This window comes from Cupriavidus sp. CuC1, from assembly GCF_044627735.1.
GTDB lineage: Bacteria > Pseudomonadota > Gammaproteobacteria > Burkholderiales > Burkholderiaceae > Cupriavidus > Cupriavidus ulmosensis.
In genome coordinates this window covers 1-21942 of the sequence record NZ_JBIUHC010000047.1, presented here as the reverse complement: position 1 = coordinate 21942, position 21942 = coordinate 1, and the positions used below count along the sequence as shown (strand labels likewise).

17 protein-coding genes, 1 tRNA gene and 1 pseudogene are annotated in these 21942 nt (G+C 64.1%); 14 read left to right on the top strand and 5 right to left on the bottom strand.

The window, feature by feature from the left end:
* The first annotated feature begins 3 nt into the window (after nucleotides 1-3).
* The 6 genes from ACGLHR_RS20800 to ACGLHR_RS20775 all read left to right on the top strand — a co-directional run bounded on the left by ACGLHR_RS20800 (nucleotide 4) and on the right by ACGLHR_RS20775 (nucleotide 5545).
* On the top strand, nucleotides 4-657 hold the full coding sequence (locus ACGLHR_RS20800) for a PolC-type DNA polymerase III (protein ID WP_400096150.1): 654 nt from the start codon (nucleotides 4-6) through the stop codon (nucleotides 655-657).
* Nucleotides 654-1268, top strand: a complete 615-nt coding sequence (locus ACGLHR_RS20795) for a hypothetical protein (RefSeq protein WP_400096149.1) — start codon at nucleotides 654-656, stop codon at nucleotides 1266-1268. Before ACGLHR_RS20800 ends, ACGLHR_RS20795 begins: the two co-directional genes overlap by 4 nt.
* A gap of 130 nt (nucleotides 1269-1398) precedes the next feature.
* Nucleotides 1399-2196, top strand: a complete 798-nt coding sequence (locus tag ACGLHR_RS20790; protein ID WP_400096148.1) for a YdcF family protein — start codon at nucleotides 1399-1401, stop codon at nucleotides 2194-2196.
* A 473-nt stretch (nucleotides 2197-2669) separates the two neighbouring features.
* Nucleotides 2670-3800: an FAD-dependent monooxygenase gene (locus ACGLHR_RS20785; protein ID WP_400096147.1), complete on the top strand. Its 1131-nt coding sequence runs from the start codon at nucleotides 2670-2672 to the stop codon at nucleotides 3798-3800.
* Nucleotides 3801-3841: 41 nt separating this feature from the next.
* Nucleotides 3842-4708 (top strand): IclR family transcriptional regulator, encoded by an 867-nt coding sequence (locus tag ACGLHR_RS20780; RefSeq protein ID WP_400096146.1) that lies wholly within the window; start codon nucleotides 3842-3844, stop codon nucleotides 4706-4708.
* Between the two features lie 18 nt (nucleotides 4709-4726).
* Nucleotides 4727-5545 carry a DODA-type extradiol aromatic ring-opening family dioxygenase gene (locus tag ACGLHR_RS20775; RefSeq protein WP_400096145.1) on the top strand — a complete coding sequence of 273 codons (819 nt, stop codon included), beginning with the start codon at nucleotides 4727-4729 and terminating at the stop codon, nucleotides 5543-5545.
* Nucleotides 5546-5708: 163 nt separating this feature from the next.
* On the opposite strand, the gene ACGLHR_RS20770 is transcribed toward ACGLHR_RS20775, so the two are convergent.
* From ACGLHR_RS20770 to ACGLHR_RS20760, 3 genes are all read right to left on the bottom strand, one after another.
* Complete coding sequence (locus ACGLHR_RS20770; protein WP_400096144.1) at nucleotides 5709-7142, bottom strand: alkaline phosphatase family protein; 1434 nt, start codon at nucleotides 7140-7142, stop codon at nucleotides 5709-5711.
* Nucleotides 7143-7322: 180 nt separating this feature from the next.
* On the bottom strand, nucleotides 7323-8561 hold the full coding sequence (locus ACGLHR_RS20765) for a cytochrome-c peroxidase (protein WP_400096143.1): 1239 nt from the start codon (nucleotides 8559-8561) through the stop codon (nucleotides 7323-7325).
* A gap of 4 nt (nucleotides 8562-8565) precedes the next feature.
* Complete coding sequence (locus ACGLHR_RS20760; RefSeq protein ID WP_400096180.1) at nucleotides 8566-9732, bottom strand: alkaline phosphatase family protein; 1167 nt, start codon at nucleotides 9730-9732, stop codon at nucleotides 8566-8568.
* A gap of 429 nt (nucleotides 9733-10161) precedes the next feature.
* Between ACGLHR_RS20760 and ACGLHR_RS20755 the strand changes: the two genes are divergently transcribed.
* Nucleotides 10162-10296 carry a hypothetical protein gene (locus ACGLHR_RS20755; protein ID WP_400096184.1) on the top strand — a complete coding sequence of 45 codons (135 nt, stop codon included), beginning with the start codon at nucleotides 10162-10164 and terminating at the stop codon, nucleotides 10294-10296.
* A 5-nt stretch (nucleotides 10297-10301) separates the two neighbouring features.
* Nucleotides 10302-10445, top strand: a pseudogene (locus tag ACGLHR_RS20750) (6-aminohexanoate hydrolase); the annotation flags it as partial.
* 188 nt (nucleotides 10446-10633) lie between these two features.
* Here the strand turns inward: ACGLHR_RS20750 and ACGLHR_RS20745 are convergent.
* Nucleotides 10634-10708: transfer RNA gene (locus ACGLHR_RS20745), tRNA-Thr, on the bottom strand.
* A 624-nt stretch (nucleotides 10709-11332) separates the two neighbouring features.
* Between ACGLHR_RS20745 and ACGLHR_RS20740 the strand changes: the two genes are divergently transcribed.
* The 6 genes from ACGLHR_RS20740 (at nucleotide 11333) to ACGLHR_RS20715 (ending at nucleotide 17442) form a co-directional block, all read left to right on the top strand.
* Entirely contained in the window at nucleotides 11333-11623 is a 291-nt protein-coding gene (locus tag ACGLHR_RS20740) for a hydroxyquinol 1,2-dioxygenase (protein ID WP_400096142.1), read from the top strand.
* Nucleotides 11624-11723: 100 nt separating this feature from the next.
* Nucleotides 11724-12125, top strand: coding sequence for a cupin domain-containing protein (locus tag ACGLHR_RS20735; protein ID WP_400096141.1), 402 nt, complete (start codon nucleotides 11724-11726; stop codon nucleotides 12123-12125).
* A gap of 228 nt (nucleotides 12126-12353) precedes the next feature.
* A complete protein-coding gene (locus tag ACGLHR_RS20730; protein WP_400096140.1) occupies nucleotides 12354-13109 on the top strand; it encodes a DUF3348 domain-containing protein in 756 nt (251 codons plus the stop codon).
* 10 nt (nucleotides 13110-13119) lie between these two features.
* Nucleotides 13120-16110 carry a DUF802 domain-containing protein gene (locus ACGLHR_RS20725; RefSeq protein ID WP_400096139.1) on the top strand — a complete coding sequence of 997 codons (2991 nt, stop codon included), beginning with the start codon at nucleotides 13120-13122 and terminating at the stop codon, nucleotides 16108-16110.
* On the top strand, nucleotides 16107-16754 hold the full coding sequence (locus tag ACGLHR_RS20720; RefSeq protein WP_400096138.1) for an OmpA family protein: 648 nt from the start codon (nucleotides 16107-16109) through the stop codon (nucleotides 16752-16754). Before ACGLHR_RS20725 ends, ACGLHR_RS20720 begins: the two co-directional genes overlap by 4 nt.
* A complete protein-coding gene (locus ACGLHR_RS20715) occupies nucleotides 16747-17442 on the top strand; it encodes a DUF2894 domain-containing protein (RefSeq protein WP_400096137.1) in 696 nt (231 codons plus the stop codon). The genes ACGLHR_RS20720 and ACGLHR_RS20715 overlap by 8 nt, the downstream gene beginning before the upstream one ends.
* Before the next feature lie 267 nt (nucleotides 17443-17709).
* Here ACGLHR_RS20715 and ACGLHR_RS20710 read toward each other — a convergent pair whose 3' ends face one another.
* Nucleotides 17710-21168: a GLUG motif-containing protein gene (locus ACGLHR_RS20710; RefSeq protein ID WP_400096136.1), complete on the bottom strand. Its 3459-nt coding sequence runs from the start codon at nucleotides 21166-21168 to the stop codon at nucleotides 17710-17712.
* Nucleotides 21169-21942 lie beyond the last annotated feature (774 nt).

Below are 21942 nucleotides of genomic sequence, written 5' to 3'. Positions count from 1 at the left end.
ACTATGCAGACCGTTGCGGTTCTGGATTTTGAAACGACAGGACTGTCACCGCGTCAAGGCGACCGGGCCACGGAAATTGCAGTCATCCTGCTGCGCGACGGGGAAATCGTCGACCAGTATCAAAGCCTGATGAACGCGGGCAGACGCATCCCTTCGGACGTCGTGCACCTCACCGGCATCACCAATGACATGATTGCGTCGGCGCCCGCGGCGCCAAAGGTGATGCGCGAAGTGGCCCAATTCGTCGGCAAGCATCCCGTGGTAGCCCACAATGCGGGGTTCGACCGCAGGTTCTGGCAAGCCGAGCTTGCGCTGCTGGGCATGCCAGCCGATCAGACCTTCGCCTGCACGATGCTCGTTTCGCGGCGCGTCTACCCGCACGCGCAAAACCACCGGTTGTCGACGCTGGTGGATATGCTGCGCCTGCCGAAGGCCGGGCGTGCCCACCGTGCGATGGCCGATGCGCAGATGACCGGCCACCTCTGGCACCGCCTGCAGCACGATATCGCCCAGGCTTACGGCATGAGCCGCGTGGACTACGACCTCATCACCCGCGTGCAGGCCACCAGCAGCGCCAAGGTGCCGGCGCTCCTGCGCTCGCTGGGCGAAAGCCAGTCTCGATCCGAAGTGAGCGAAGCCTCGGAAAGACACCGATGACTCGTCCTGCGCCAAGACTGTGGTTATGGCTGGACACCGCTTTGAGCTGGACTGCCCTTCTGGGAATCGTTACCAGTCTCGGCTGGATCGCCGTCCACGGGATGCGGCCTCGGGACGTGGGCGGCACCCTGTTTGGCGGTAGTTTCAATCAAATGATGTATGCCGGCGCCTGGATCGCGGCGATTGCCGGCATGCTCGTGGCCTCGGCGTTTCGCCTGGCGGGGCACCGTGCGGCCTGGTGCATGGCTGGGGTCCTGCAAGTATGCGCAGGTGCCTGGTGGCTGTTTCACTATCCCGAAAATCACGTTGGCGACCTGATTCTATCGCCAGGGCGGGAAGAGATTGCCGCAGCGATGCTGGTCGGCCTGGCGCTGCTGTGTGGCGGGGTATTCCTGCATGTCAGGGCGGTCCGCGCCCAGCGTCATCGTCCGATATCGGGCACAGCGATGCTGGTGCGATCCGTGGTCGCCGGATCATTGATTCTGATCCTCGCAGGCATCCCGCTCGCCAACGCTCTGCGTGCGCCCCTGCCCTACTGCGCCTTCAACAAGGAAGGCATGCAACTGACCGTTTGCCTGGATGAAAGCGACGCACGCACTGTTGTCGATTGAGTGGAGCGACATGGCCCGTCAACGCTCTGGACAGTGGCGTGCGCCGGGTCGCTTGCGTCTGGCCCTGCATCACCCCTGCTAATTGACCAACTAACCAACTAACTAACTGACGGTGTGGGTTCGAACAACAATGCATGACTTGAAAACTGGCGCTGCCTGGCGGCGCATCTGCCTTGCACTGCCTGGCGCACTGCTGGTTGCCGATGCCATCGCGCTGATGCTGATGGGCCTGTTCAACTTTGGTGTCGTCCTCCCTCTGGCGATCGGCGCGGCCTTTCTCACGCTGTCATGGCGCTGGAAGGCCGTGGCGCAATGGCGCAGGGCTAGCCGGCGGAACCGATGGATCTGGGGGGTAGCCGGGGCGGCGTTTGCCGCGTGGCTGGTGACCTTGGGGATGTTCTTCTATTTCATCGACGCCGGCATTTCCGAATCCGCGGCAACGGGGGCGCCCGCAAAAACCATCCTCATACTGGGCTCCGGCACGCCACACTGCACCGCGTCGCCTACCCTGGCTGCGCGACTGGAAAAAGGCCTGGCACTGGCACGGCAATGGCCAGCGGCGCGCGTGGTGGTGAGCGGTGGCCAGGACTTCGGGCTGCGCTGCAGTGAGGCGGACATCATGGCCGATTACCTGATCGCGCACGGCCTGGAGCCGGGCCGCCTGATCCGGGAGGACCGGAGTACCAGCACCGAGGAAAACCTGCTCTTCAGCCGCCGGTTGCTGGAGCAGCAGGGCGTGAGCGCTGGAGACCCGCTGGTGCTGGTGACCAGTGATTTTCATCTGGTACGCGCGAAGCGGATTGCGCATAAGGCCGGGTTCCAGACAGTGTCTGGCGCAGGAGCCCCAACGCCACTTTATTTACGCTACAACGCCTGGTTGCGCGAGTATTTTGCGTTTATCAGTGGTTGGGTATTGCGGGAATATTGACCGGGAAAAGGCGCAAGTCTCAAGAGCGTGCGATCAATTCATAGCGTATTTCATACTTCCAATGGGCTTTCCCTAGTTCACGGCCCTTGCTCCTCCCCTTCCACTTCCCCTGAGGCCGCAATGCGGCCTCAGCTTGCTGACAAAGCCGGATCTGCGTTGTCCCGCTCCCCTCTCCCGCACGCGGGAGAGGGGCTGGGGGAGAGGGTGAGACAGCCGTCGACGTAGCGCATGGCTTTGGCCCGTTCGGCGGCTTCGGCTAATGCGTCAGGTTTGTCAGCAGTTTGAGGCCGCAATCTGGCCTTCCTCCTCGTTCACCCCCGTGTAAACCCGCGGATTGACATCCCCTCGTCACCTTTATATTCTTTTATGAACACTACGTTCATATTTGAACATATACACCGGCAAACGCGGCCGCTGAGCAGCGAGGCGCACACCCGGGCCCACACCAAGGCGACCCCAGAGGAACAAGCACCATGGCTTCACAAAAGATTGGCATCAACGGCGCCGGCATCGGCGGCCTCGCCGCGGCGATTGCGCTGCGCAAGCTAGGAATGGACGTGGTTGTGTTCGAGCAAGCCTCGCGCTTTGCGCGGGTCGGCGCGGACATCAACCTCACGCCCAATGCCGTGCGCGCGCTGGATGGCCTGGGCGTGGGCGAGGCATTGCGCGAGACCGCCGCGCGGCCCACCCACCGCATCAGCCGGGTGTGGAACACCGGCGAGGAGACCTCGCGCCTGGCCATGTCCGACGAGGCGGAGATCCGCTACGGCGCGCCGCAGCTCACCATGCACCGCGGCGACCTGATGACCGCGCTGGAAGGCGCCCTGCCCGGCACCTGCGTCAAGCTCGGCAAGAAGGCGACGCAGATCGAGCGCCATGCGGCCGGCGCCACGCTGCATTTCGCCGATGGCACGCAGGAAGGCGTGGATGTGCTGATCGGTGCCGACGGCATCCACTCGGTGGTGCGCACCGCGCTGTTCGGGCCCGAGCATCCGGTGTTCACCGGCGTGGTCGCCTACCGCGCGGTGGTGCCGGCCGAGCGCCTTTCCGGCGTGCCGAACCTGCAGGCCTTCACCAAGTGGTGGGGCCCGGAGGCGACCTCGCAGATCGTCACCTTCCCGCTCAACCGCGGCCGCGAGATCTTTATCTTCGCCACGGTGGCGCAGGAAGCCTGGCGCAACGAATCCTGGACCACGCCGGGCCGCGTGGAAGACGTGCGCGCAGCCTATGCCGGCTTCCATGCGGAGGCGCGCGCGTTGCTCGATGCCTGCGACGACGTGCTGATCTCCGCGCTCTACGTGCGCGACCCGCTGCCAGCCTGGTCGGTGGGCAACGTCGCGCTGATGGGCGATGCCTGCCACCCGATGATGCCCTTCATGGCGCAAGGCGCGAGCATGGCCATCGAGGACGGCGTGGTGCTGGCGCGCTGCCTGGCCGATGCCAACGGCAACGACATCCCCGCCGCGCTCGCACGCTACCGGGCCGCGCGCTTTGAGCGCACCAGCCGCATCCAGATCGGCTCGCGCAGCAACGCCTGGCTCAAGGAAGGCGGCAACGCGGACTGGGTGTACGATTACAACGCCTGGCAGGTACCCCTCAACTAAGCCCGCAGGCTTACCGCGCCGCCCACCCGTCCACGGAACCGATGAGCGAGAACCCCAAGCTGCACCAGCCCGCGCCCGACGCAACCGACGCAACCAATGCCACCAACTTCACCGAGGGCGGCGACGAAGACAAGACGCAACTGGTCAGCCCGGTGATCCGCGCCATGCGGCTGCTGCGCTTTATCGCGGAAGGCGGGTCCACCACCAACCTCAGCGAAGTCGGCCGGCGCATCGACGTGAACCGCGTCACCGTGATGCGCCTGCTCGCCACGCTGGAGCACGAAGGCATGGTGGAGCGCCTGCCGCAGGGCGGCCACCAGGCGGGCTTCGATCTGCTCAAGCTGGGCGCGAAGGTGCTGGCAGGCAAGGATCTCACCGTCTTTGCGCGGCGCGTGCTGGCCGCCCTGAGCGAATCGCTGCAGCTCTCCGCCTATCTCGGCGTGCTGGACGGCGGTGACGTGCTCTACCTGCTGCGCGACATGCCGCAGACCTCCCTGGTCAGCAATATCCAGGTTGGCAGCCGTGTGCCGGCGCACCTCACCACGCCCGGCCGCATGCTGATTGCCGGCCTGGCTGAAGACACGCTGCGCGAGCGGCTGGGCGAGGAACCGCTGGCGACCGTCACCGGGCAAAGCCCGGCCACGTATGCCCGCCTGGGCGACATCCTCGCCGCCGACCGTGAGCGCGGCTGCGCATGGAGCTTCTCCGCGTTCGAGCCCGGCATCGACTCTTGCGCGGCGCCCGTGTTCGATGCCAGCGGCGCCACCGTGGCCGCCATCAGCGTGGCCGGCCCGGACATCCGTTTCGAGCGCGACCCCGCCCTGCGCGAACGCGTGGAGCGCGAGGTCAAGCGCGCCGCGCGCGATTTGTCCGGCCTGCTTGGCTATGTTGCCGGGCGGCGCGGCTGAGTTACCAGGAGACCCCGGATGACAACGCCTGCACTCCCCACGTTTTTCATTTCACACGGCGGCGGGCCCTGGCCCTGGATGGAAGACCAGTTGGGTGGCCGTTACGACGGCCTGAAGGCCGCCCTGCAGCAGATGCCGCAACTGGTGGGCGCGGCGCCCAAGGCCGTGCTGATGATTTCGGCGCATTGGGAAGAGCCGGAATTCACGATCATGGCCAACCCGAAGCCGCCCATGATTTATGACTACTACGGCTTCCCGGACTACACCTACCAGATCCAGTACCCCGCACCGGGCGCACCGCAGCTCGCCACGCGCGTGCAAGGCTTGCTCGAGGACGCCGGCCTTGCCGCGCGGCTCGATCCGCTGCGCGGTTTTGACCATGGCATGTATGCGCCGATGGCCGTCATCTATCCCGGCGCCGATATGCCGACCGTGCAGCTCTCGCTCAAGCGCGGGCTCGACCCACTCGCGCATCTCGCCCTCGGACGCGCGCTGGCGCCGCTGCGCCACGAAGGCATCCTCATCGTCGGCAGCGGGCTGAGCTACCACAACCTGCGCGCGTTCGGCCCCGCGGGGAAGGACGTATCGGCAGCGTTCGACGCCTGGCTTGAGCAAGCGCTCACCGCAACCGCCCCGGAGCAACGCGCCGCCGCGCTGACTGCCTGGGAGAGCGCACCCGCGGCTCGCCAGGCACATCCCAGAGAAGAGCATCTGCTACCGCTGATGGTGGCCGTCGGCGCAGCCGAAGCCGACACTGCTACGCGGGTCTATCACGAGGACAACTTCGCCGGCGGCATCACGGTATCCAGCTTCATGTTCGGGGGAGACCGCCGGTAGAGTCTGGCGATGCGGACGACGAGCCCCTATCGTGCTTCTGCGGCGATTGAGCCATGGCTATCGGTACGCAGGGCTCGCCGCTGCTGCCGTTGCCGCCGCAGGCGGCAAGGGTCAGCGCGACAGGACGATCAGTTAGGTTTTCATACGCCTGCGTATTCCTAACTTAAGTGGCAACCCAGAAGCCATGTTGCTGTGCCAGTTGCGCGAGTCTCTGGACGTTTTCGTTGTGCTCGGCGCGGATCGCGGCGGCGGCGGAGCCGGCGGCGAGGCTCTTGGGAGCGCAGGTCTTTCCGAACGGGCCGCTGGGCACGGTGAACGCGGGCGCGCTGACGTTGGCGCCGGACTGGAAGTCGAAGGACTCGGCGATATTGGCGGCCTGTGCATCGCGTACGGTGAGCGGCGTCAGGCCAAAACGCCATTCGATCATCTTCAGGATCGAGGTGTGGTCGTACTGGTCGTGGGCGACGTAGCCACGCCGCGCAAAAGGCGACACCGCCATGGCCGGAATACGGAAGCCGAGCTGGGAGGACGGCGTTTCGTTGATCGCCTTGAATGCGGCCAGGTCGAACGGCGGGATCACGCCGGCGAAGGGCGGCGGCACATGATCGAAGAAGCCGCCCCACTCGTCGTAGATGAAGAACAGCGCCGTCTTGGGCCACTGCGGGCTCTGGGTCACAGCTCCATAAATCTGGTTCATGAAGGCCTGGCCGTCGCGGATGTCCCCGAAAGGATGGTCGTCATTCTGGGTGCCGTTGCCGACGAAGGCGGGGTCGACATACGACACGTTGGGTAGGGTACCGGCGGCGGCGGCGGCCAGGAACTGGTCCAAGGGTTGAGAGATATGTGCGTACTTGGAGCCGTACGAAGCGAGGTACGGCACGTCGCTGTAATAGTATTTACCGCTCACACCAGCGGCGCTGAGCTTGTCCCAGATCGTCGGCATCTGGGCGGCGATTGCGGGTCTGACGTCCTTGTTATGGATCGCCGGCGTCTGCGCGCTGTGCATATAGAAGCGGTTGGGCTCGGTCTCCGCCATGATGCTGCAGAAGTAGCGGTCGTAGACGGTCCAAGCCGGGGCGGCCTGGCCGTGGAAGCTGAGGTCTTCCTGACGGTAGTAACCGATTGGGAAGGTGTCCGAACTGGTCAGCAGGAAGCCGTCGCACTTGCCATTGTTGTACTCGGTAATCCCGCCTTCGTGCGAATGGTCGGGGTCCTGGTAGGCACAGCCTTGGAATTCCGGCGCCAGCGGGTAGGTGCTGGAGATCTTGCCGTTGCGGTCGGCAAAGCTCAGGCCGGCCTGCTTGCCGTCGGCACCTGGCAGCCAGCCCAGGTAGTGATCGAAGGAGCGGTTCTCCATCATCACTACCACGATGTGATCGATGCCGGATTGTCCCGGATCGGGCAGCGCGGCGGTGGCGACGAGCGAGCTGCTGCCGTCGCCGCCGCCGCAGCTTGGCAGCAGGCTTATGCCCGCGGCGGCGGCCAAGCCTCCCAACAACTTGCGGCGCTGCGAGTCGGGCACTGACGGGTCTTTGTGGTCGCAATCATCGTTGCGGTTGTTGCTCATCATGCTGGCAATCCCTTGAGTTTTCTGCATGTTTAGGTCTTTCGCTCATCGCCGCGTCCTCATGTCAGCGCTAGACAAGACACTTAAGGAGGCGGCGAACATATTTCAGTGAATCTGTCGCGACAATAGTGCTGGCTTCATCAGCTGCTTCATCGCGCTAAATTTGCTCTGATTGCCTCCAGAATTTCAATGCACACGCTGAGTCAGTCTTCATTTGGCTGTTCTCGCCATTGACTGGTAGTCGTCGTTCAGCGTCGAGAGAAAGGCCGCGACGTCCTTGATGTCCTGCTCCGTCCAGACCGGCTTTTCACCGCGCTTGCGCGTAAGCGGCTCATCGATGGTATCGACGTTCCCGCGCACCGATGCCGGCAGGTCGTTGAACTTCTTGGCCTTGCCGTGACGATCGGCTTGATACCATTTCTCCGGGTTGGTATCGCGCTGCACGTAGAAGCGCAATGCCTCCTCTAACGAGTGAAAACGTCCGTTGTGAAAGAACACCTGACGCGTTGCCGTATTGCGCAGCGACGGTGTCTTGAACAGGCCGCAATTGGCTTTATCGCCCGACTGATCGCTGCGCAACGGTCCACACAAACCCATGTCGTAATACTTCGGGTCTGCGTTGACCTTCAACTCCGGATTGCGCGGCACGCCGAGCGCTTCGAACTTGTGATCCGTGAAGAGCGGATGCGCGCCATTCACGCCCGCCTGGTCGATGTGACAGGAGGCACAGTTGCCACGCGCCGGATCGTCGAACAGCTTCTTGCCCCGCAATTCGCGCGCAGTCAGTTGGACCTTGCCGTCGAGATAGTCATCGAACTTGCTGGTATAAGGATGAAAACTCGGGTCCTCGAGTTCGAAGCGCTCGATTGCGTATATCGCTTGGGTGAACGCTCTGGTGGGGTCCGCAAAGACATTCTGGCCGAACACTTCCTTGAAGCGCGTGGCATACGGTGCGCGCTCAAGCTTCGCCAGAACCGCAGCAGCATCCTTGTTGGCCATCTCGTTCGGGTTGAACAGCGCAAAGCTGGCCTGCTCATGGAGATGGCTGAAGCGCCCATCCCAGCCGAACCCGCCGGACGGTGCATTGTCCGTATCCGCGATCCGTTCAGCGATGGTCGCGGCCTGGGCGTGGCTCCAGACCGGCGTTCGGTTCAGCACGTAGCGCAGGCTCGGCACCGCACGTGTGCCTTGCGAACGCAGCTCAGGGCCGCCGAACTGCGCGGCCAGCCCGTTGGGCGGCCCGTAGGCATGCGACGGGCTGTGGCAGCTCGCACACGACATCCTGCCCGACGCCGACAACGACGGATCGAAGAAGATCAGCTTGCCGAGCGCGGCCGCATCGCTGTACGCGGGCGTTGCTGCGTTCTGCGCCGACGGTGCCGCCATTGGCAGCAGCGCGACGCCCAGGCACGCGCAGAGCGCCGCGGCGCGCATTGCAGACGTCAGCATGTGCTTACAGGTTCGTGAAGATATCCGGGCCAAAGCCCACCAATCCGGCCTGCGCGGCATAGCCAAGATGACCGAGCTGGAAGATGTCCTCGATGCTCCTGAGCATCGAATAGTGGTTGTACTGCACCTTCGACACCGTGCCCGGCTTGATGAACTTCGAGATCATCACCGCGCCGGTCTGGTCGCCGCCGAAACTCTGCTTGGTCAGCTTGATCGTCAAGCCCTTGTACGAGAGCGACGACGACTGCGGGAAGGCCGGCAGGTTCGGACCCGGCTGCTGGCTGCAGCAGGTGGTGCCGGTGAACGTCAGGTCCGTCTCCCCTGCCGACGGCTGGGTCACGGTCGCGTAACTGCTTTCGTCGAAGTTGATGATCAACAGCCCGTCCTGCTGGAACGCCGGCGACGCGGTAATGACCGGCACCCACTTCTGCAGGAACGCGTTCGCGCTCGTCAGGCCGCCCGGCTGGCCGTTCACGCACGGCCCGTCGTGGCCGTCGTCGCACAGGTTCGGGGTAATCAGGTTGAAGTTGGCGGTCGTCGAGATCGACTGCAGGTCGGTCGTGAGCCTGTTCAGGTTCACAACGTTCCGCCCGCAATCGGGCGAGTCGATGATCGAGTGAAAGTACATGAACGGGTTGTGGCGCGTCGCGTACTGGTCGCCCAGCGGCACCGCCGCGCTCGGCGCCTCGGCGGCCTGCGTCAGGTCGGTCGTGTTGAGCGTCGGGTGGCCGCACGTCGCCGCTTCCCGGGTGGGGTCGTTGCCCATGTCGCCTTGGTAGCCTTTCCACGTGTAGCCGGCGGATTTCAACTGATCCGGCAGCGTCTTCACGCTGGCGGGATACACACAGCCGGTGCCAATCGCCTGGCCGTCCGGCGTCATGCCCGTCAAGCTGAAGTCCTGGTAGGTCGGGCAATCATTGTCCGTTTCCAGCGTCGGCGACTGGCCGCTGATCATTGCAATGTAGTTGTCGAGGCTGACGTGACCGGTGCCGTAATACTGCTGCACCAGCGCGCCCTGCGAAGCGAGCGTCTGCGCAAGATACGGAGCCTTGCTCTTCGCGCCGAAGGTGGTCGCGTAGTTTTCGTTCTCGAGCGTGATGACGAAAACGTGCTTGATCTGTTGTTGTCCCAGTGTCGCCACTGACGACGATGATCCGCACGCCGTGACCATGATCCCGACGAAGGCGGCCAGAATTGTGCCCAGAATTCCGCGCCCCCAGATTGCCTGTCGCATTTGCTTTTCCTTGTTGTGACGCTGGCACGCGCTGCGCCAAAAGCCAGTCAAACGTTTCACTGGCATTCGGGCGCAACGCATAGATCGTGATGATTGAAAACGCCAGGCAACGCTCTCATGAAGGCATCCCTTACGCGCGCCCGGTTACCGATGGGAGGGCAGACGCATCATGCACATGATATGTTTCACTGGTGAAACGTCGTCCCATGAGTGGGGACTATGTCTTCGGTTTGTGACACTGGAATGAAATAGATTCCCAAAGAAATAATTGCTCATGGCAACTAACTTTCGGACCTGTCGTTCTCACAGCGAGTCACATGGAAGCGCGTCGCCTCGGAGTTCTACGAACGGGGATTTGGTGACAACGTGTCGAATTTGCGCGTACTGCGTTGCGTTGCCTTGGAACCCGGGCGGACCGGGAGCCGGCTGATCGCGCTGACGCTGCTGAAAATGGCGCAGGTCTCCAGGATCGTGGTGCGCTGGTACGACAAGGACTACTGAGCCGCCAGATCGATGGTCAGCAGATCATGCCGAAGGCGGTCGCCGATGACATCCGCAAGGGTGGCGACAATGCCAAGTTCGCGCAAGCCGGCTATGCGCCGATGCCTGGCGGGAGCTATCGCGATATGTGGTGGGTCAGCCCACACGAGCGGCGTCTACCACGAAGACAACTTCGCCAGCGGTATCGGTGTGTCGAGCTATATGCTTGGTGGAATCTGAAGGCAGCCGATGCAGTGATTCCGCATTGGCGCAAGTGGCGTGGGCCGGGAGGAACAGCGTGTCGGCGCCAGCTAGCTTGTACAGCCCGCGCGAAGAACGCGAACTCAGGGAAATGACATGGTGCCCATGGGCAGGATCGAACTGCCGACCTCTCCCTTACCAAGGGAGTGCTCTACCACTGAGCCACATGGGCAGTTACTGATTGTCAACTGCTACTACTTGCTCGCTTGCCTGATGCAACGGAAGCGGGATACGGGACTGGTATTATCGCCATAACCCATTGATTCTTAAGGAGTTTTTTGGCTTCCATGCGAATCAATGGACTGCATTATGGACTAATCACCCCGGGTCGGCAACCCCCTTGTCGTGAAAGTTTTTTGTTGACGAACGTCCCCCTAACTTTGAACCGGGCGTGCTGCTCAGGAGCGGCGACCGGCAGTTTGCGCTGCTCCAGCATTGAACCCTTGGGTCGTCACTTCGAACTATGGCGCTGAGTGCGTCTGTGCCGAAAGTCGTCCGAAGACAATATTCGTGCCTTGACGTATTGCTTTAGAAAACGCCTTCGCAACGCCTTCGCGCCCGGCTCCCGAAGACTCTCCACACCACCTCCGGGCGCGTTCCCACACCGTCTTTGTACCCGTCTGTATCAGGCTGCCAGCACGATACGTGTCCTGACAGAAGGGGCCTTCACACGCTACGGTCGGGATACATCGGTGTCCTTTAATGGCTTCCGTAGGCCGGCGGCGAGCAGTAACGATGCGAGCCCTGGCCACACAAAGCCACACCAAGCCCAACGCAAACTTCAAGGATACCAATCATGACTACCCACTTCGCCAAGCGTTTTGTATTCGCCGTCGCTCTGATTGCTGCTGCTGCCGGTGCGCAGGCCTCCGGACTGTCACATGCGGGCGCGCGCGACCCGTTCACTGACGGCGCCCGCTCGGTAAACGCTTCGCGCGACCCGTACACCGACGGCGCGCGCTCGGTGCAGGAACCGCGTAGCCCGTACTACGACGGTGCCCACACCGTGGCTGGCTGGGACCGTACTGGCGTGTCGGCAGACCCGGCACGCCATGTTGATCCCTATCTTGACGGCGCCTACGTCTGACGCCCCGCATCGTTGAACGATCAAAGCGCGCCTTATGTGCCCCTTTGCCGGCTTACGCTGGGGCCACTGACGCCTATGCAATGCATGAAAGGACTTCCACATGAAAACGACTCGAATCATGGTGGCCGCGATGCTGATCGCCGGGAGCGGATCGGCGCTCCACGCGGCACAGGCGCAACAGCCGGGAATCCACCGCACCGATCTCCTGCAGCACGATCTCGGGGTGCCCGGACGCGAGGCCGTCCAGGTGCGCGTCGACTTCGACCAGGGCGCGTTCGCCCCCAAGCACGCGCATCCGGGTGAAGAGATCGCCTATGTCCTCGAAGGCTCGCTGGAGTATCAGCTCGAGGGCAAACCGCCGATCACGCTCAAATCCGGCGATTCCTTGTTCATCCCGGCCGGAACGGCCCACTCGGCGAAGAACGTCGGCAGCGGCAACGCGGCGGAACTCGCGACGTATGTCGTCAGGCAAGGGACGCCGCTTGTCGTGCCGGCCAAGTGAGCGGCATCCACGTCAACAGGGTTGAGCGCTCGACGACGAACTAGGCGACATGCGCGTACCACAACCTCACCTACTACAACCGAGTGGAAGCAGGCGTTGGTTGAATTCCAGGCAAACTTCGCATGTGGGCCTGCCTCCAGGTTGCCTGCATCTTGGTCGTGCAAATCGAAATGAAGTAGGTCCACCACCCGCCGGCGTGTAAACTAGCGGGTTTTTGACTCCGCCGGTATGGTGCAAGTGTCACAACGCACAAGTTTAAGCGGCCCGACGCTCATTCGCTTGCTTGCGCGCATGACGGACGTCGACGTTCCCGCATCCAGACAATCGCTCTCGGACAGGCTGAGCCAATGGCTCGGCTGGGCCGACGCCATCGCGTTGTCCGCGGTCCTGAACGGCGATGCGCCGGCGGTGGCATCCGGAGCGCGCGCCTTCGGCAGCGCCGAGGAGCTTGCGTGCGCCCGTGCGCGGACCGCCTTGGCGAATGCCATCGCAGGCGACGGCGCGAGCGCCCCCGCCAAGCGGCGCGGACAAGCGCAGGCGCCCACCCAAGCGCAGCCCATGGATGCGGCAGTCGATTACGCGACTTATCGTCAGCGTTATCTCTCCATGCAGCAGGCGATGGAATTGGACATCGGCAGCTTGCGCGGCCGCTTGCGGGCGATGCTGGCCGCCAGGACGCCCGCCATGTCCCGGCTCGCGGCGGTGGATGCCGTCATGGAGGGGGCGCTGGGTGCGCGCGAGCGGAATCTGCTTGCCGGCGTGCCCGCGTTGCTCGAAGGGCACTTCGCGCGTTTGCGCCAGGCCGGGCAGGCGACGCTCGCCGACGCCCAAGTCTCGGGAAAAAGCGCGGGGGAATCCGCGGCGGTCACGCCCGGCGCATGGCTGGATGTGTTCCGCAAGGATATGCGCAGCGTATTGCTTGCCGAACTGGATATTCGTTTTCAACCGGTCGAAGGGCTGCTTGCGGCCCTTCGCTCCAGCTAACCAGGACGCCATGTCCAGATATCTTTTTAATTTCGCCGTTTTTCTGGTGGGTCTGGCCGCCGTGTGCTGGATTGGCGCCGGCTATGCGGGCTCGAACACCCTGGCGCTGGCCGTCACGATGCTGATCGGCGCCTGCTACCTGGCAGGCGCGCTCGAGTTGCGGCGCGACCACCAGGCCACCGCCACCCTGGCGCGGGCCGTGGCGGGCCTGTCCGAGCCGCCGGCCAGCCTGGGCGCCTGGCTGGATCAATTGCATCCCAGCCTGCGCAATGCGGCGCGCCTGCGCATCGAGGGTGAGCGCGTGGGCTTGCCGGGACCGGCGCTGACGCCGTATCTCGTGGGCTTGCTGGTGTTGCTGGGCATGCTTGGCACGTTCCTGGGCATGGTGGCCACCCTGAAGGGCACCGGCATGGCGCTGGAAAGCGCAACGGACTTGCAGGCCATCCGCGCTTCGCTGGCCGCACCGGTCAAGGGCCTGGGATTTGCGTTCGGCACCTCGGTCGCGGGCGTGGCCACCTCCGCGATGTTGGGGTTGCTATCCACGCTGTGCCGGCGCGAGCGGATCCAGGCGGCGCAGATGCTCGACGCCAGGATCGCGACGACATTGCGTAGTTACTCGCAGTCCCATCAGCGCGAGGAAACCTTCAAGCTGCTGCAGCGGCAGGCCGATGTGATGCCCACCCTGGTCGATCGGCTGCAGGCCATGATGGCGGCCATGGAGCAGCAGAGCCAGGCCTTGCACGAGCGTCATCTCGCCAGCCAGGAGGCCTTCCACGGCAAGACCGAGGCCGCCTACACCCGACTGGCTGCCTCCGTGGAGCAGTCGTTGAAGGAAAGCGTCGCCGATAGCGCCCGCGCTGCCGGCGCGACGCTCCAGCCGGCCGTGGCGGCTTTGACGTCGAGTCTCACGCGCGAGACGGCCTCGCTGCACGACACCATCACGCATGCCGTTGAGCGGCAACTGGATGGGCTCTCGACCGGTTTCGAGGCCGCGGCCACTACCGTGGCGGACATCTGGAACAAGGCACTGGCGGGGCACCAGCGATCGAGCGAGGCGCTTACCCAGGACCTGCGCACCGCGCTTGATCAGTTTGCCGGCACCTTTGAGCAACGCTCGGCCGGCCTGCTGGAAGGCGTCTCCGCCCGCATGGAAACCGCGGCGGGCAGCGTGTCGGCAGCATGGAACAACGCGCTGTCCCGGCACGAGCGCGTCAGCGAGAAACTGGCGGGAGACAATCAGAACGCGCTGGCGGCGGCCGCGGCGACATTCGAGCAGCACTCGGCGTCACTGTTGCGCACGGTCGGCCAGTCGCATGCGGACCTGCAGGCGGCGTTGGCATCGCGGGACGAGCAACGGCTGGCGGCCTGGGCCGATACGCTCGGCGCGCTGAGCGCGACGCTGCATAAAGAGTGGGAGTTGACGGGCGCGCACACCGCGAGCCGCCAGCAGGAAATCTCCGACACGCTGGCGCAGAACGTGCGCGACATCTCAGCCCAGACGCAGGCCCACGCCAGCAACACCGTCGCCGAGATCGACCGGCTCGTACAAGCCGCTTCGGCAGCCCCCAAGCTGCTGGAAACCGTTTCCGCCCGCCTGGAAGCCGCAACGGGCGGCTTGTCGCAAGCGTGGCGCGACGCGCTGTCCCAGCACGAACAGGTCAGCGAGAAACTGGCGAGCAACAATCAGCAGGCCCTGGCCGCAGCCGCGGCGACGTTCGAGCAGCAATCGGCATCGCTGGTGCGCACGGTGGACCAGTCGCATGCGGACCTGCAGGCGGAACTGGCATCGCGGGACGAGCAACGGCTGGCGGCCTGGGCCGATACGCTCGGCGCGCTGACCGCGACGCTGCGCAAGGAGTGGGAGCTGACGGGCGCGCACACCGCAAGCCGCCAGCAGGAAATCTGCGACACGCTGGCGCACAACGTGCGCGACATCTCGGCCCAGACGCAGGCACACGCCAGCAACACCGTCGCCGAGATCGACCGGCTCGTACAAGCCGCTTCGGCAGCCCCCAAGTTGCTGGAGACCGTCTCCGCCCGCCTGGAAGCCGCAACAGGCGGCTTGTCGCAAGCGTGGCGCGACGCGCTGTCCCGGCACGAACAGGTCAGCGAGACGCTGGCGAGCAACAATCAGCAGGCCCTGGCGGCAGCCGCGGCGACGTTCGAGCAGCACTCGGCATCACTGCTGCGCACGGTCGGCCAGTCGCATGCGGACCAGCAGGCGGAGCTGGCAGCGCGGGACCAGCAGCGGCTGGCCGCCTGGACCGAGACGCTTGCCTCGATGGCCGCCACGCTGCGCCAGGAGTGGGAGCAGACGGGCACGCAAACCGCAAGCCGGCAGCAGGAAATCTGCGACACGCTGGCGCAGACCGCGCGCGACATTTCGGCCCAGACGCAGGCACACGCCAGCAACACGATCGCCGAGATTGCCCGGCTCGTGCAAGCCGCTTCGGAAGCCCCCAAGGCTGCGGCCGACGTCGTCGCCGAGCTGCGCCAGAAGCTCTCCGACAGCATGGCCCGCGACAACACGATGCTGGAAGAGCGCAGCCGCCTGCTGGAAACGCTGGGCACGCTGCTCGATGCCGTGAACCACGCCTCCACCGAGCAGCGCGTGGCGGTCGATGCGCTGGTCGCCACCTCGGCGGACCTGCTGGATCGTGTCGGCACCCGGTTCACCGATAAGGTCGAGGCCGAGACCGGCAAGATGGCCGCCGTTGCCGCACAGGTCACCGGCAGTGCCGTCGAGGTGGCAAGCCTGGGCGAAGCCTTCGGCATGGCCGTGCAGTTGTTTGGCGAGTCGAACGACAAGCTGGTGGCCCACCTGCAGCGCATCGAAGCCGCGCTGGACAAATCCCTCGCGCGTAGTGACGAACAGCTTGGCTATTACGTGGCACAGGCCAGGGAAGTCATCGACCTGAGCATGCTGTCGCAGAAGCAGATCGTCGAAAACCTGCAACAACTCGCAGGCCAGCGGGCGCCGGCCGGCGCCGAAGCACAATGAGCGAGGACATCGACGCCGGCGTAGAGCCGACCGTACCGGTCTGGGCCGTCTTTGGCGACCTGATGTCGGTACTGCTGGGCGCCTTTGTCCTGATCCTCGTGAGCGTCGTCGGCGTGCAGCTGGAGCTCTCGACCAGGCTGGAGCAGGAGGTCAAGCAGCGGCAGGCGGAGACGCAGCGCCGCGAGGCCCTGGAGAAAGCGCTGGCCGGGCCGCTGGCGGCGGGCCGGGTGACGCTGGTGAACGGCCGCATCGGCATCAACGGCAGCGTGTTGTTCGCCCTCAACTCCGATCAGTTGCAGCCCGAAGGCCGTGCCGTGTTGAAGAGCCTGGCCGCGCCGTTGTCCGCGTATCTCCAGGCCCGCGAGGAGATCCTGATGGTGAGCGGCTTTACCGACGACCAGCAGGTGCGTGAGGCCAACCGTCGATTCGCCGACAACTGGGAACTGTCGGCCCAGCGCGCATTGACGGTAACCCGCGCGCTGATCGAGGAAGGCCTCCCGCCCTCCTCGGTATTTGCGGCCGCATTCGGGTCCCAGCAGCCCGTGACCGCGAATGCCGACGAAGCGGGACGAGCCAAGAACCGGCGAGTGGAAATCGCGCCGATCCCAAGACCGTCGACCGCAACGGTGAAGCCCCGTGGATAGTGGTGTCGATAGCGGCGTCGGTAGCGGCGAAGCATGTGGCGAAACGCGTGACGCGCGGGCGACGCTCGATGCATGGCGCGAACGTGGCGCCGATCGCCTGGATCCTGTCCGCTTCCAGTTCATCGAGGCGCTGGCGCGACGGGCGGCCGCCCACAGCGCAGATGCGCGACGCATCCTGGACGACAGGCTGTCCAGCCTGCTCGAGGCCTATGCCAATGATCTTGAAAGCGCCGCAGGCACGGCAAGCGATAGCGGCGGCGCTGCATCGCCCTGCTTGCCCGCTCGCGGTGCACTGGCCGGACTGATCGATTACATCGCCAGCCATGCGCAGGCGGGCGGCGATGGCCGCGCGACGATTGACGCCGTGGCCCCGCACGCCTCCTATCCTGAAGTGGAGGTGCTCGACTACTTCAGGGCAACCTGGTCCAGGGTCAGCACCGACCGACAGCTGCGGCAGTCGCTGGAGCAGGTGCCCGATAATGCCGGCCCGCTCCACTCGAGCCGCCTGGTGCATCGGTCGCTATCACTGATGCACGAACTGTCGCCAGGCTATCTCCAGCAGTTCTTGTCGTACGTCGACGCTTTGTCGTGGATGGAGCAGGTGAACGGTGGCGGCAGTGCCGTGGCGGGTAAAGAGGCACCTCGCGCCGGGAGTACCAGGACGAGCGCCCGCGGCAGGCCACGCTAGTGCCAGGGGGGGCAGTGAACCGCGTTTGAGGAGCATAGCCCGGGCGCGTTATTGATAACGCGTCGTGAGCATGGGTCGCCCCTTGGCCGTCCCGGGGGTCACCAGGTTCAGCCGCGTGCATGAACTCGATACCGCAGGTCTGGTGACGCGCCTCATGGGCCGGTTGCCCAGAATGAGCTTGTGCCGGCATAAAAAAACACCGGCCTGCCATGTTTGTGCATGGCAGGCCGGTGGCCTATGGGGTGTTCTTAACGAAGGGATTCGACGTTAGAACTGATTGCCGATCAGCCGCACCTTGGCCGCCTCTCCGGAAACGCTGTTGAGGGATTGCCGGCCTGGCCCCACGTTCATGCCGATCAGGCCGCCATAGATCTGCCCGTAAGATGGGGAGCCATCGATCTTGCCGCTGGCTGACGACAGACGAATGGAGCCGGCGTTCAGGCCGACCAGGCCACCCAGACCCGCGCCGTAACCGCCACTGACGGTACCGGAGGCCGAGGATGAGGTGATCTGGCCAGCGTTCACCCCGACCAGGCCACCCACGCGGCTGCCATCGCCACCCTTGGCATTGCCAGTGGCCGAAGCCGAATCGACCTTGCCGATCAGTTCGCCGACCAGCCCCCCCACGCGGCTACCTGCCCCGGCGGAGACATCGCCGCTGGCCGACACTGTACGCAGTGTGCCCTGGTTATGGCCCACCAGTCCGCCGACCCGGCTGTTGGTGCCAGCCATGCTCCTGCCCTCGGCCGAAACGGCCTGGAGGGTACCGCCGCTGTTATGACCCACCAGGCCACCGACGAAAGCGTTGGCGCCGCCGGTCACCGCGCCGGTGGCCGAGGCCGCGCGGACCTGGCCGCCATCGTTGCGGCCAATCAGGCCACCCAGATCGAGGCCGGTGTCGTCCCGTACCGCGCCGCTGGCCGAGGAACTGACGATGGAGCCGCTCTGGTTATGGCCGACCAAACCACCAATCGCGCGGGTCGAGGAACCATCCACACGACCATCGGCCGAGGAGCCCGTGACCGAGCCCTTTTCGTTGAAACCGACCAGGCCGCCGACTTTGCTGTTGTAGCCACCCGAAGTCGTACCCGTGACGGAAGCACTCTGGATACTGCCGTTGTTATAGCCAACCAGACCGCCGACAGATGCGTTGGCACCGCCCTTCACCGTACTGGAGGCCGAGGAGCTGGAGATACTGCCATTATTGTTCCGGCCAACCAGGCCGCCGACGTTGAAGCTGATGTTGTCGGCTACCTGGCCACTGGCCGAGGCGTTGGCGATGGAGCCGTAGTTGTTCAGCCCGACCAGGCCGCCGATCGCTATCGCACCGAGGCCATTCACATCACCGCTGGCCGTGGAGTTGGTCACCGAACCAAAGTGGTTGAGGCCGACCAGCCCCCCGAGCACCGTATAGCGGCCGCCCGAAACGCTGGCTGTGGAGGAGGAGTTCTTGATGTTGCCATAGGCGGTGTTGAGACCGACCAGGCCGCCGACGTTCATGGAGACACCCGAGACCGCGATGGACCCATGGCTGGACGAGTTGCTGATCTGCCCGCCGTGGTTCCTGCCGACCAGGCCGCCCGCGCCGTAGGCTGAAGGATCGTTCGACATGTAGCCTGACAGGGAGGTGTCCGCGCGGCTGTTGGTTATCTTCGCGATGCCAATTTCATCGGCGACGTTCGCGCCCACCAGGCCCCCCATCGCGCTGGTGTACCGATCACCGATCACTTGACCGCTGACAGAGGCGCTGTCGATTTTGCCGCCCAGGTTCAAGCCAACGAGCCCGCCGAGGGTGTTGCCATGGGATGCGCCGGTGACGCGGACATCCTTGGCCTTGATGTTGTAGATGGTGCCCAGGTTGACACCGGCGAGCGTGCCGACCTGGGTATTGCGGTGAGTGGACGCTGCCCCGCTGACCGAGAGACGGTCGAGGTTCAGGTTGCTGATCTGTCCCAAGTTCGCATCGAACAGTCCGACAAAGGCGCTGGTACCGTAGACCGAGAGATCGCTGATGGTGTTGCCCAGGCCATCGAGGGTGCCGGTGAGGGCGTTACCATTGCCAATCGATCGGAAGCTGGCGTTATTGCCGGCGATCCTGTTGCCCAGGACATAGCGGCCAGCCATGTTGGCCTCGATCTGGCGCAATTGCGCCAGGTTCTGCACCACCTCGTAGGATTGGCCGTTGGCGCTGAAGCTGGCACCCTTGCCGGACAGCGTCACCGCCTTGCCGTCCTTGAGGAAATAGCCGTTCTTGCCGTAGTTCAATGCCAGGCTGGCCTTCTCCCCGGTGAGCGCGACATTGTCGTTCAGCTGGACGTCACCCCGTCCGGCACTCAACGCCAGGCCGGCATTGGCGCCACTGGCCTTCAGCGCGCCGTTCACGAGCAAGTCGCCGCGCTCGGCGGTCAGGCCCAGCTTGTTGCCGCTGTCCCAGGACACCGGCCCGTCAACCGACAGATTGCCTTCGCTGCTGGCCAGCTCGATATTGGTCGTGGCCAGGTTGCTCGAAAGCGTATCGGTCCGCAAGGTCGGGCCGCTGCTGCCATTCGAGGCGCCGTGTCCATTCACCCCTACGTTACCGCTGATGCCTCCGTTGATGACCAGGTTGGGCGACTGAGCAACCGAGCCGGTGCCAGCCGGGCTCGCCGTCTCGGCCACGCTCACCCCCTTTGAACGAATCTTCCAGGTGCCGGTCTGTCCCCCGTCTGCTCGGGTGTCCACCTGAGTCGCCAGTTGGACCTCCACCCTGGCACCATGGCTTTCCACCACACCGCCATTGCCCTGGCCGCCCAGTGCGCTGGCATCCAGCCTGCCCGCTACCCGGACAATACCCGCATCGCCGCCGTCCAGCGTGATTCTGCCGCTCTTGCTCTGCAGGGTCCTGGCTTCGATGGTGCCCTCGTTGTTGACCACCGTCTTCAGCAGGCTGTCAGCGCCTCTGGCGGTCATCAGCACCTGCCCGCCGTCGGCCTTCAGCAGGCCGCCGTTCTGCGCCAGGGCGTCCACCGTGGCGCTGTTCACCTGCAGGTTGAGCAGGCCGTTGCCGTCGAAGTTGATGCTGAAGTCATTGCCAGCGCCGAGCGCCACGCTGCCCATCTGCGCCTGGATAACGCCATTGTTGCTGACCCGCGCGCCCAGCAGCGCCACGCTGCCACCTTCGGCGGCCGTGAGCGTACCGGCGTTGCTCACGGCGGCGGTGGAACGGCCGGCGAAACGGTAGTTGCCGTCGACGAAGTCCTTATCACTGATGTTCTGCGTCGAAGCCACCAGGCCGCCAACGTTGACCTGGGCGGTCTTGCCGAACACCACGCCATTGGGGTTGACCAGGAACACCTTGCCATTGGCGTCAATGCGACCCTGTATATCGCTACCGTTGTTGCCAATCACCCGGTTGAGGGCGATCGAGTTGCTGCCGGGCTGGCGGAACGTGACGCTTTCGGCGGCGCCCACACTGAATTCGTTCCAGTTGGTGACCAGCTTGTCGCTGCGCTGATCGATGGTCATCTGCTGGCCATTGATCTGAATAGTCCCGCTACCCGAGACCACCGTCGAACCAGTCGGCAGGGCAAACGCCGGCGCCTGCCCCAGCAGGCCCAGCAGCGATATGCCGGCCGCGATCACCACCTTGCCACGGCCCGCCTTACTACGGCGACGGGTGAGTTCGCTGGCGACATTCCAGCAACCCAATGCCTGGTTCCAAACCAATGCATAGCTCTTGTTCATCATAGATCCTCTTCAGTCGAAAACTCTGCTGCTCCCAGCAGATCAGGTACAACGGACGGGCAGGTTCGAGCGGACACTCTCCATATCGCGCACAAACTGCCCGGCGTTGGGTACTTGCGCCGAGGTCACCATGGAAAACAGCAACAGCACAGCCCCCAGGCGCCTATGCCATGACAGACAACCTCTGGGAGAACAGGAATGAACACCCGGGGTGCTGAACGAAAAGTCGATTAGCGACCAAGCGCGTCGATCGTCTCAATGACATTCGATTCCGTGTGACCCACAACCGGCGCTCGTCAAGTTTCAAGTTCATAAGTCCGTCGTCCCAGGAAATTTTCTGGAATAACATTCTCGAACCTCCGATATCCGGATTTCCGAATACGCGCCACTCTTCGAGAGCAAGTTAGCCACGCACCGCCGCGCGCCAGCGTGCAAGTACGGCTATTGATTTCCAGGGAGCCCAGAGAGGCGGACTATAGCGCCGAAGCGGGCATCGGAAGGCAAGTTGGAAGAAAATATGAATTTTCCGATCATCAACAGAGAAACTTCCTAAGACAATTAGCAGGCTGCTGAAGTACTAACCGCACAAGCGGCAAGACTTCCCACTGTATGGTTGATGTGCCGCCTATTTTTCACAATCCGGAAGCTGCGCATCATTTCATCGATTTTTTGATGATTTGGCGCCCGTTTCTGGCCTCATTACCGCGATTACTGCAACTGCGGACGGATTTCTCCCAGCGAGCGCATGCGCACCAAGTTGTACGCGGCCATGCTCAA

Excerpts from the sequence above, each read along its gene's own strand:
- ACGLHR_RS20800 (WP_400096150.1), top strand. The coding sequence starts at position 4 with ATGCAGACCGTTGCGGTTCTGGATTTTGAAACGACAGGACTGTCACCG.
- ACGLHR_RS20795 (WP_400096149.1), top strand. The coding sequence starts at position 654 with ATGACTCGTCCTGCGCCAAGACTGTGGTTATGGCTGGACACCGCTTTG.
- ACGLHR_RS20790 (WP_400096148.1), top strand. The coding sequence starts at position 1,399 with ATGCATGACTTGAAAACTGGCGCTGCCTGGCGGCGCATCTGCCTTGCA.
- ACGLHR_RS20785 (WP_400096147.1), top strand. The coding sequence starts at position 2,670 with ATGGCTTCACAAAAGATTGGCATCAACGGCGCCGGCATCGGCGGCCTC.
- ACGLHR_RS20780 (WP_400096146.1), top strand. The coding sequence starts at position 3,842 with ATGAGCGAGAACCCCAAGCTGCACCAGCCCGCGCCCGACGCAACCGAC.
- ACGLHR_RS20775 (WP_400096145.1), top strand. The coding sequence starts at position 4,727 with ATGACAACGCCTGCACTCCCCACGTTTTTCATTTCACACGGCGGCGGG.
- ACGLHR_RS20770 (WP_400096144.1), bottom strand. The coding sequence starts at position 7,142 with ATGCAGAAAACTCAAGGGATTGCCAGCATGATGAGCAACAACCGCAAC.
- ACGLHR_RS20765 (WP_400096143.1), bottom strand. The coding sequence starts at position 8,561 with ATGCTGACGTCTGCAATGCGCGCCGCGGCGCTCTGCGCGTGCCTGGGC.
- ACGLHR_RS20760 (WP_400096180.1), bottom strand. The coding sequence starts at position 9,732 with ATGGTCACGGCGTGCGGATCATCGTCGTCAGTGGCGACACTGGGACAA.
- ACGLHR_RS20740 (WP_400096142.1), top strand. The coding sequence starts at position 11,333 with ATGACTACCCACTTCGCCAAGCGTTTTGTATTCGCCGTCGCTCTGATT.
- ACGLHR_RS20735 (WP_400096141.1), top strand. The coding sequence starts at position 11,724 with ATGAAAACGACTCGAATCATGGTGGCCGCGATGCTGATCGCCGGGAGC.
- ACGLHR_RS20730 (WP_400096140.1), top strand. The coding sequence starts at position 12,354 with ATGGTGCAAGTGTCACAACGCACAAGTTTAAGCGGCCCGACGCTCATT.
- ACGLHR_RS20725 (WP_400096139.1), top strand. The coding sequence starts at position 13,120 with ATGTCCAGATATCTTTTTAATTTCGCCGTTTTTCTGGTGGGTCTGGCC.
- ACGLHR_RS20720 (WP_400096138.1), top strand. The coding sequence starts at position 16,107 with ATGAGCGAGGACATCGACGCCGGCGTAGAGCCGACCGTACCGGTCTGG.
- ACGLHR_RS20710 (WP_400096136.1), bottom strand. The coding sequence starts at position 21,168 with ATGATGAACAAGAGCTATGCATTGGTTTGGAACCAGGCATTGGGTTGC.